Origin of the sequence: Actinomadura sp. NPDC049753 (assembly GCF_040674655.1) — a bacterium.
In the GTDB taxonomy this organism is placed as follows: domain Bacteria; phylum Actinomycetota; class Actinomycetes; order Streptosporangiales; family Streptosporangiaceae; genus Spirillospora; species Spirillospora verrucosospora.
Map to the genome: position 1 here is coordinate 20,526 of NZ_JBFARL010000101.1, position 8,713 is coordinate 29,238.

8 protein-coding genes are annotated in these 8,713 nt (G+C 73.0%); 5 read left to right on the forward strand and 3 right to left on the reverse strand.

Features of this window, described 5'->3' with window-relative positions; genetic code table 11:
- Window positions 1-168: 168 nt before the first annotated feature.
- Window positions 169-1,446 (reverse strand): NYN domain-containing protein, encoded by a 1,278-nt coding sequence (locus AB0K37_RS24415; RefSeq protein WP_363984802.1) that lies wholly within the window; start codon window positions 1,444-1,446, stop codon window positions 169-171.
- A gap of 291 nt (window positions 1,447-1,737) precedes the next feature.
- On the opposite strand from AB0K37_RS24415, the gene AB0K37_RS24420 reads away from it, so the two are divergent.
- The 3 genes from AB0K37_RS24420 (at window position 1,738) to AB0K37_RS24430 (ending at window position 4,757) form a co-directional block, all read left to right on the forward strand.
- Complete coding sequence (locus AB0K37_RS24420) at window positions 1,738-3,588, forward strand: DEDD exonuclease domain-containing protein (protein ID WP_363984804.1); 1,851 nt, start codon at window positions 1,738-1,740, stop codon at window positions 3,586-3,588.
- 34 nt (window positions 3,589-3,622) lie between these two features.
- Entirely contained in the window at window positions 3,623-4,372 is a 750-nt protein-coding gene (locus tag AB0K37_RS24425) for a rhomboid family intramembrane serine protease (RefSeq protein WP_363984806.1), read from the forward strand.
- Window positions 4,373-4,469: 97 nt separating this feature from the next.
- Complete coding sequence (locus AB0K37_RS24430) at window positions 4,470-4,757, forward strand: Lrp/AsnC ligand binding domain-containing protein (RefSeq protein ID WP_345186143.1); 288 nt, start codon at window positions 4,470-4,472, stop codon at window positions 4,755-4,757.
- Window positions 4,758-4,782: 25 nt separating this feature from the next.
- On the opposite strand, the gene AB0K37_RS24435 is transcribed toward AB0K37_RS24430, so the two are convergent.
- The gene (locus tag AB0K37_RS24435; RefSeq protein ID WP_363984809.1) at window positions 4,783-5,484 is read right to left on the reverse strand and encodes a cache domain-containing protein; all 702 of its coding nucleotides are present in this window, start codon (window positions 5,482-5,484) and stop codon (window positions 4,783-4,785) included.
- Between the two features lie 17 nt (window positions 5,485-5,501).
- Window positions 5,502-6,218 carry an FCD domain-containing protein gene (locus AB0K37_RS24440; RefSeq protein ID WP_363984811.1) on the reverse strand — a complete coding sequence of 239 codons (717 nt, stop codon included), beginning with the start codon at window positions 6,216-6,218 and terminating at the stop codon, window positions 5,502-5,504.
- A gap of 78 nt (window positions 6,219-6,296) precedes the next feature.
- Between AB0K37_RS24440 and AB0K37_RS24445 the strand changes: the two genes are divergently transcribed.
- Both AB0K37_RS24445 and AB0K37_RS24450 read left to right on the forward strand, forming a co-directional pair.
- Window positions 6,297-7,331: an ABC transporter ATP-binding protein gene (locus AB0K37_RS24445; RefSeq protein ID WP_363984813.1), complete on the forward strand. Its 1,035-nt coding sequence runs from the start codon at window positions 6,297-6,299 to the stop codon at window positions 7,329-7,331.
- Window positions 7,332-7,394: 63 nt separating this feature from the next.
- Complete coding sequence (locus tag AB0K37_RS24450) at window positions 7,395-8,588, forward strand: ABC transporter substrate-binding protein (RefSeq protein WP_363984815.1); 1,194 nt, start codon at window positions 7,395-7,397, stop codon at window positions 8,586-8,588.
- The last annotated feature ends 125 nt before the right edge of the window (window positions 8,589-8,713 follow it).

Consider the following 8,713-nt stretch of genomic DNA (forward strand, 5'->3'; position numbering starts at 1 on the left):
CGGTTTCGCCCCTCTCGTCCACGACGTCAGCGGACGACATTAGCGACGGGCAACAGCCGTCACAACCGATTCATCACTCTTTGATTGACATCTCTCGATATCATCCACTTTTAGTGACGTCATGATCACATACCGCGAGGACTGCCTTATCGGAGCCTTATGGGCGTCTTAGGAGCGGCCCAGCCTGCGCAGTAGCAGGGAGGACGGGCAGGGGCGCGCATTGGCGCGCCGCGCGGCGTCGGCGACCTCCCGGTCGGACGACACCACGACCACCGAGCGGCCCGGCGGCTCGGCCCGCACGAGCTCGCCGATCAGCTCGTCCGCCGTCTGGCCCGGGTGGCTGAACCGCACCCGCACCCCGCGCGGCGCCGCGATGGCGACCGGCGCGTCCAGCTCCGCCCCGTCGAACACGCACGTCACCTCGGCGCGCGTCTGCGCGGCGAGCCCGCCGAGCCCCGACAGCAGCCGGCTGCGCTGGTCGGCCAGCGGCAGTTCCCCGTACCCGGTCTTGGTGACGTTGTAGCCGTCCACCACCAGGTGCACCTGCGGAAGCGTCAGCAGCCGGTCCAGTAGCTGCGGGTCGCTGTCGGACAGGGCCCGGCCGGGCAGCGAGCGGTGCGCCAGCCGGTCCGGCTCCAACCCGCCGACCGCGTCGGCGGGACGGCCGATGGTGGAGGGCAGGGCCAGCTCCCGGCGGACGCCCTGCGCCGCGTCCACCAGCGCGTCCAGCAGCATCCGCAGGCGCACGTCGTCGACGTTGCGCCCCTCCCGCGCGGCCCGCTTGGCGGTCTCCGCCGCCTCCTCCGCCCGCGCGGCCCGGGCGCGCAGCCTGCGCAGCTCCTTCTCCGACGCGGCGGTCGACTCGCGCGCGGCGGCGAGCTCGCGGTCGGCCTCCTCCGCGACCGCGTGGGCGCGCTCCTCCGCGGCCCGGAACCGGGTGCGCGCGTCGTGCAGCTTGCGGCGCAGCTCCGCGACCTCGGCCTTGGTCTCGCGCAGCTCGGCGCGCAGCTTGGCCAGCTCGGCGCCGCGGGCGTCGCGGGTCGCGGCGAGCTCGGCCTTCAGCGCGGCGACGCGGCGCTCGGCCTCCTGCTCCTCGGACGCGCTCGCCGAACGCGCCAGCTCCTCGCGCGCGGACTCCACCAGCCCGGTCCAGCCCGCCGGGCGCAGCAGGTAGGCCAGCACCGCGACGCGCACCGGGTCGGCCGCGGGCGGGACGTTCCCGCCCTCGACCGCCTCCACCAGGTCGGCCTGCGCCTCCCGGAGCGGAGCGGCGACCCGGCTCCGGAACTCCCCGTCCTTCTCCAGCACCGCCGCGATGTGCTGGCCCGCGAGCCTGGCGCGCTTGCGGCGCTCGAACCGCGCGAACCGGCGCAGCGGCACGGGGATCTCGTCGGAGGGCAGGGACCCGATCAGGTCGGCGGCGGCCTCCACCACGCCCTGCCGCACCGCCTCGGGCAGCGGGCGGGCCGCCTTCTCCGCGGGCTCCCCGTCGCCGGGGGTCGCTTCGGGACCGCTGTCGATGATCCCGCTCCTTCCGGGCTGCGCCGCCGGTGGGCTGTGTGTTCCCGAGCGCGGTACGCCCTAACCGGGGCGAACGTGCGATCGGACGGATCGCGCCCGGCCCTCGGCGGGATGCCTCCCGCCCGTCCTCACGGCCCCCGCCCGGCGGGACGTCCCGGCGCCCCCCAACCCTAGCGGCACGAAGTTCTGTCGGTGGGGTCCTCTACGGTCGCGCTCATGACGGCTGCGCACGGTGTCCAAGGGCGCGGAGCCCAGGGGCACGGGGCCCCGGGGCACGGCGTCCAGGGGCACGGCGTCCAGGGCACCCTGGACGACCTCGGCACCCCCCTCCGCGACGTCACCTTCGTGGTGGTCGACCTGGAGACCACCGGCGGCTCGGCGGCCGACTCGGCCATCACCGAGATCGGCGCGGTGAAGGTGCGCGGCGGACAGGAGCTCGGCGAGCTCGGCACGCTCGTCGACCCGGGCGGCCCCGTCCCGCCGTTCATCACCGCGCTCACCGGCATCACCACGGCCATGGTGACGGCCGCGCCGCGGATCGAGTCGGTGCTGCCGGCGTTCCTGGAGTTCGCGCGCGGCTGCGTCCTCGTCGCGCACAACGCCTCGTTCGACATCGGCTTCCTCAAGGCCGCGTGCGCCGCGAACGGCTACGCCTGGCCCGCGTTCGCCGTCGTCGACACCGTCGACCTGGCGCGGCGCGTGCTGTCCCGCGACGAGGTGCCCAACTGCAAGCTCGGCACGCTGGCCCGCTTCTTCCGGACGTCCAACGAGCCGACGCACCGGGCCCTCGCCGACGCCCGCGCCACCGTGGAGGTGCTGCACGGCCTCATCGAGCGGCTCGGCTCGTTCGGCGTCACCTCGCTGGAGGAGATGCGCGGCTTCGCCAAGGCCCCCACCCCCGAGCAGCGCCGCAAGCGGCACCTCGCCGACGACGTCCCCTCCACCCCCGGCGTCTACCTGTTCGAGGACCACGCCGGCGAGGTGCTCTACGTGGGCAAGAGCGGCGACCTGCGCTCGCGCGTGCGCAGCTACTTCACCGGCTCGGAGACACGCCGGCGCGTCCGGGAGATGGTCGGCCTCGCCGAGAACGTCCGCACCATCGTGTGCGCCACGGGGCTGGAGGCCGAGGTCCGCGAGCTGCGGCTGATCGCCGAGCACAAGCCGCGCTACAACCGCCGCTCGAAGTTCCCCGAGCGGGCGATCTGGCTGAAGCTGACCGTGGAGCCGTTCCCGCGGCTGTCCATCGTGCGGGAGTGCCGGGCCGACGGCGCCCGCTACCTCGGGCCGATCTCCTCGCGGCGGCAGGCCGAGGAGGCCCGCGCCGCGCTGCACGAGGCCGTTCCGCTGCGGCAGTGCACCCAGCGGCTGACCCTGCGGCTGGTGGAGAGCGGCAAGGCGCGTTCGTGCGCCCTCGCCGAACTGGGCCGCTGCGGCTCGCCCTGCGACGGGCGCGAGTCCGCCGACGCCTACGCCGTCCACACCGGGACGGCCCGCTCCATCATGGAGGGCGACGTGCGGCCCGTCGTGGCCGCCGCGCAGGTCCGCATCGACCGGCTGGCCTCCGAGCTGCGCTACGAGGAGGCCGCCGCCCAGCGCGACCGGCTCGCGGCGTTCGTCCGGGCCGCCGCGCGCGGGCAGCGTCTGGCGGCGCTGGCCCGGCTGCCGCAGCTGGTGGCCGCCCGACCCGCCTTCGACGGCGGATGGGAGCTGTCGGTCGTGCGCTACGGCCGGCTCGCCGCCGCCGGGACCGTCCCGCCGAACGCCCGGCCCCGGCCCTACGTCGACGCGCTCATCGCGACGGCCGAGACGGTGTTCCCGCCCTCCGGAGAGGCGCCCGGCGGCGTCGCGCTCGGCGCGCCCGCCTCGCAGGGCGCGACCGCCGAGGAGATGGAGTGCGTCCTGCGCTGGCTCGACCTGCCCGGCGTCCGCCTGGTCGAGGTCGACGGCCCGTGGACGTGCCCGCTGCACGGCGCCGAGGGGCTGCGCGAGTGGATCGACAAGGCCTACGACCGGAGCTACGAGCGGCCCGACGGTGCCCGTCGCGGGCCCGGCCGCCCACTAAGGTGACGGTGTACACCCGGCAACCGGAGGACGACCCCGCATGGCACTGCCTCTCTACGACAGTCAGCCTGCGCGGCGCGTCCCCTGGGTGACGTACCTGCTGATCGCCGTCAACGTGGTGGTCTTCCTCATCACCCCGATGTCGAACTTCGCCGCCTGGTACGGCAAGGGCTCGGTCCGCGAGTGCAGGGCGACGCACTTCACGTACGAGTACGGAGCCGTGCCCAAGGAGCTGACCACCGGCGACCAGCAGCCGCTGCCGACCGAGGTGGTGCACGACTGCGGGCCGTCGGGCTTCCGCAAGGCGCCCTGGACGGCGGCGTTCACCTCGATGTTCCTGCACTCCAGCGCCATGCACCTGCTCGGCAACCTGGTCTTCCTGTTCGTCGTCGGCATGGGGGTGGAGGACCGGCTCGGCCGATGGCGCTACCTGCTCGCCTACCTGGTGTTCGGGCTCGTCGCCGTCTACGGGTTCGCGTGGACCTCGCCCGACTCCACCGTCCCGCTCATCGGCGCGTCCGGCGCGATCGCCGGGGTGATGGGCGCCTACGTGATCCTCAATCCGCGGGGCCGCGTCGTCAGCTGGGTGCCGCCGGTCATCTTCATCCGCCTGCCGGTGTGGGTGGTGCTCGGTTACTGGTTCGTCCTGCAGTGGCTGTCCCTGGGCGACGAGAAGAGCAACGTCGCCTACACCGCGCACATCTACGGCTTCGTGGCGGGCGTGGTGTTCGCGCTCCTGGCCCGCCGTGCCGGCCCGGCCCACCGCCTGGCCGCGCTGAGCGGCGGCTGACCCCCCGCGACCGTCCCGCTCCCGGGGGCGTCCCCCCGCACTCGCGGCGCCGGGCCCCGATAGGGTCGGAGGGTCCGTTTCTGTGGGGAGGGGTGCAGTGGTCACTGCGATCGTGTTCGTCAAGGCCGACGTCGCGCGCATCCACGAGGTGGCCGAGACGATCGCGGCGCTGGACGGCGTCAGCGAGGTGTACTCCATCACCGGCGACCACGACCTCATGGTGATGGTCCGGGTGCGCCGCCACGAGGAGCTCAACGACGTGATCCCGGGCCGCATCAACAAGGTCCCCGGCATCGTCGGCACCGAGACGCACATCGCGTTCCGCACCTACTCCCAGCACGACCTGGAGCAGGCCTTCTCCCTCGGCCTCCCCGACGCCGACTGAGCCCGGGGACCGCGCCCGCGCGCGGCTAGCCGCCGACGACGAGGGCGACGCGGTCGATGCCGCCGCCGCAGGGGCGGGCGGCGTAGCCGGGCAGCTCGCGGTACACGGCGCCCGGGGGCCAGCTGGCGGTGTTGGAGGCCATCACGCGGCCCGGGGCGTTGACGACGAACGCGGGCGCGGGGATCTCCCGCAGCGCCGGCACGATCTCGTTCTCGAACGTCCGGGCGAACACGTCGGCGGCCGCGACGCCCGCGAACGCCCCGTCCACGCGCACCGGCGCCGACAGGGTCAGGACGTACTCGTCGCTGCACAGGTAGTCGACGTAGGGACCGCAGACGGTCTTCTCCGCACCGCTCTGCGGCCCCGTGAACCACTCCCAGCCGGTGTAGTCGTACAGGACGCTGCTCTCGGGGTTGAGGTCGCGCAGCAGCTGGGACGGCCGCCCGGCCGGGCCGGTCTGCCACCACTCCAGGTACCAGGCGGCGTCGGCGAGCAGGCCCGGCGCGGCGATGAACCCCAGGCCGCAGACGAGCGGGCCGAGATGGGAGAACAGCAGCGGGCGCAGCGCGGCGAGGTCGTCGCGGGCAGGGGCGCGCCCGGCGTGGTGGACGTCCTCCAGGCGCCGCGCCGCCGCGTCGCGCACCTGGGCCACGGTGGTGAACACGCCGTCCAGGGTCGCGCGGACGTGTGCCGCCGCCGCGCCGACGGCCGGTGGCTCGGCGGGCATGGGTCCCCCTCGGGGTCTCAGAGTGCGAGCCGTCGTTCAATCAGACGTTCTACCGCATTCGAGACGTGACTTTCAGCTACATCGCGAGCCCCGGCGCCGTCGGCGGCCTCGATCGCCCGGACGAGCCGGGCATGCTCGGCGGCGACGCGCTCGCGCCGTTCGGGAAGTTCGTGCACGGCCCAGACCAGCGGCCCGATCTCGGCCTGGAGCCGGATCTCCTCCCGGGTGAGCCGGCCGGACTGGGAGGCGGCGGCGACCTCCAGGTGGAACCGGCCGTCCAGCCGGCACGTCCCGGTCCCGGGCTCCGCCCCGGCCAGCTCCTCCAGCGACCGCCGCAGACGCCGGACGTCGCCGGGCAGCGACCGCCCGGCGGCGAGCCGGGCGGCGGCCCCGGCGATGGCGGCGTAGTGGTCGCCGAGATCGCGGAGCTCTTCCGCGCTGAGCGAACGCAGCCGCTCGTCGAGGTCGAACGCCCTGGCAGGAGCCCTGACGAAGCTGCCGCCGCCGCGGCCCCGGCGGGTCTCGATGAGCCCCTGCTGACGCAAGGCCATCAGTGCTTCGCGTAGGGTGACCGTCGAAACACCGAGATATGCCGACAGGTCGGTCTCACTGGGCAGCTGCTCGCCGTCCGCGAGGAGGCCGAGCGCGATCGCGTCGCTCAGGCGCCGCACGACCGCGTGCACCCGCGCGGTGTTGTCGACGGGAGCGAACACGACGAGGTGCGCGCTGTCCATGGGCCCCCTCCCGGTGTCGACACAGTGATACCGGAACATCACTTGAACTTAAACCTCTGACTCCATATGTTTTCGGTCATGCCGGTTTCAGCGGTGAGGATCCGCGATCTGCGCAAGGCCTTCGGCGCCGTCGAGGCGGTGGCGGGCGTCGACCTCGACATCAGGGACGGCGAGTTCTTCTCGATGCTCGGCCCGTCCGGGTCGGGGAAGACGACCGTGCTGCGGCTCATCGCGGGCTTCGAGCGACCGACCGCTGGAACGATCGAACTCGGCGGCAGGGACGTGACGGGGCTCGCGCCGTTCGACCGTGACGTCAACACCGTCTTCCAGGACTACGCGCTCTTCCCGCACCTCGACGTGCTCCGCAACGTCGAGTACGGCCTGAAGGTGCGGCGCGTGCCGAAGGCCGAGCGCCGGGAGCGGGCGCTGGAGGCGCTGCGCAGCGTCCGGCTCGACGGGATGCGGGCGCGCCGCCCCGCCGAGCTGTCGGGCGGCCAGCGCCAGCGGGTCGCGCTCGCCCGGGCGCTGGTGAACGAGCCGAAGGTGCTGCTGCTCGACGAGCCGCTCGGCGCGCTCGACCTGAAGCTGCGCGAGGAGATGCAGGTCGAGCTGAAGAGCATCCAGCGCAGGGCCGGCATCACCTTCGTGTTCGTCACCCACGACCAGGAGGAGGCGCTGACCCTCAGCGACCGGATCGCGGTCCTCGACGGCGGCCGGGTCCAGCAGGTCGGCACGCCGGCCGAGGTGTACGAGCGGCCCGCCACCGAGTTCGTGGCCGGCTTCGTCGGGACGACCAACCGCATCGGCGAGGTCTGCGTGCGGCCGGAGAAGATCGCCGTCCACATGGACGGCGAAGACGCGCGGGACGACGGGCCGGATGCGGGGGACCGGCAGGCGCTCGGCACGATCGCCGAGGTCGTCTACGCGGGCGCGGTCACCCGCTTCGTCATCGACCTGGAGTCGGGGAGCCGGATCGTCGCCCTGCAGCAGAACCTGCGGACCTCCTCCATGGACGTGATGGGCCGGCGCGGCGCACGCGTCCGGATCAGCTGGCACGAGGCGCACGAGTTCCACCTGGCGGGCGCCGGCTCCACGCCGGCGCCCACCCCCTGAGCCACCCCAACAAACCCCCGAAAAAACCCCCACAATCAGGAGTTCCCCAGGTGGTCCACGCGCATGGCGGCCGCCGCCGCGGCGACGCTGGCGATCGGACTGGCGGCCGCCGCCTGCGGCGGCGACTCGGGCGACAAGGCGACCGGAGCCGGGCAGGGCGCCTTCCCGGTCCCCAAGGTGCCGATGCAGCAGTCGCTCGGCCAGGGCGAGGGCCAGGTCAACCTGGTCGCCTGGGCCGGGTACGCCGAGGACGGCTCCAACGACCCCAAGGTCGACTGGGTCACCCCGTTCGAGAAGCAGACCGGCTGCAAGGTCAACACCAAGGTCGCCGGCACCTCCGACGAGATGGTGACCCTGATGAAGACCGGCGAGTACGACGCGGTCTCCGCCTCCGGCGACGCCTCGCTGCGGCTGATCGCCTCCGGGACGGTCGCGCCGGTCAACACCGGGCTCGTCCCGAACTACGCCGACGTGTTCGCCGGGCTGAAGATGAAGCCGTGGAACTCGGTGAACAACGTCGCCTACGGCATCCCGCACGGCCGCGGCGCCAACCTGCTCATGTGGCGCACCGACAAGGTCAAGACGGCCCCCGACTCGTGGGGCGCGGTGTTCGACGCCAACTCCCCGTACAAGGGGAAGATCACCGCCTACGACTCGCCGATCTACATCGCCGACGCCGCGCTCTACCTCAAGACGGCCAAGCCCGAACTCGGCATCAAGGACCCGTACGCGCTCGACCAGAAGCAGTTCGACGCGGCCGTCGCGCTGCTGAAGACCCAGCGCGGGCTCATCGGGGAGTACTGGTCCGACTACACCAAGGAGGTCCAGGCGTTCAAGAGCGGCGACTCCGTCCTCGGGACGACCTGGCAGGTCATCGCCAACCTCGCGGAGGGCGAGAAGGCCCCGGTCAAGGTGACCCTGCCCAAGGAGGGCTCCACCGGCTGGTCGGACACCTGGATGGTCGGCGCGAAGGCCAAGCACCCCAACTGCGCCTACAAGTGGATGGACTGGATCGTCTCCCCCAAGACGAACGCGCAGGTCGCCGAGTGGTTCGGTGAGGCCCCGGCGAACGCGAAGGCGTGCCAGGAGACCGCGGACAAGAAGTTTTGCGACACCTTCCACGCCACCGACGAGAACTACTTCTCCCAGGTGCACTTCTGGACGACGCCGATCGCGCAGTGCCTCGACGGGCGCAAGAACGTCAAGTGCGTCGACTACTCCAAGTGGACCCAGGCGTGGACCGCGATCAAGGGATGACCGGCTCCGCCCTCACCGGCGGGAAGGACGGCCGCCCGGCGCCGGTATGTCGCTCCAGCCTCTCGTCGATCAGATCGTCCGGGCCGCGGTGGTCGAGGACCGCTCCTTCGGCGACCTCCTCCCGC

Coding starts and splice junctions, on each gene's coding strand:
- AB0K37_RS24420 (WP_363984804.1), top strand. CDS start 1,738: ATGACGGCTGCGCACGGTGTCCAAGGGCGCGGAGCCCAGGGGCACGGG.
- AB0K37_RS24425 (WP_363984806.1), top strand. CDS start 3,623: ATGGCACTGCCTCTCTACGACAGTCAGCCTGCGCGGCGCGTCCCCTGG.
- AB0K37_RS24435 (WP_363984809.1), bottom strand. CDS start 5,484: ATGCCCGCCGAGCCACCGGCCGTCGGCGCGGCGGCGGCACACGTCCGC.
- AB0K37_RS24440 (WP_363984811.1), bottom strand. CDS start 6,218: ATGGACAGCGCGCACCTCGTCGTGTTCGCTCCCGTCGACAACACCGCG.
- AB0K37_RS24445 (WP_363984813.1), top strand. CDS start 6,297: ATGCCGGTTTCAGCGGTGAGGATCCGCGATCTGCGCAAGGCCTTCGGC.
- AB0K37_RS24450 (WP_363984815.1), top strand. CDS start 7,395: ATGGCGGCCGCCGCCGCGGCGACGCTGGCGATCGGACTGGCGGCCGCC.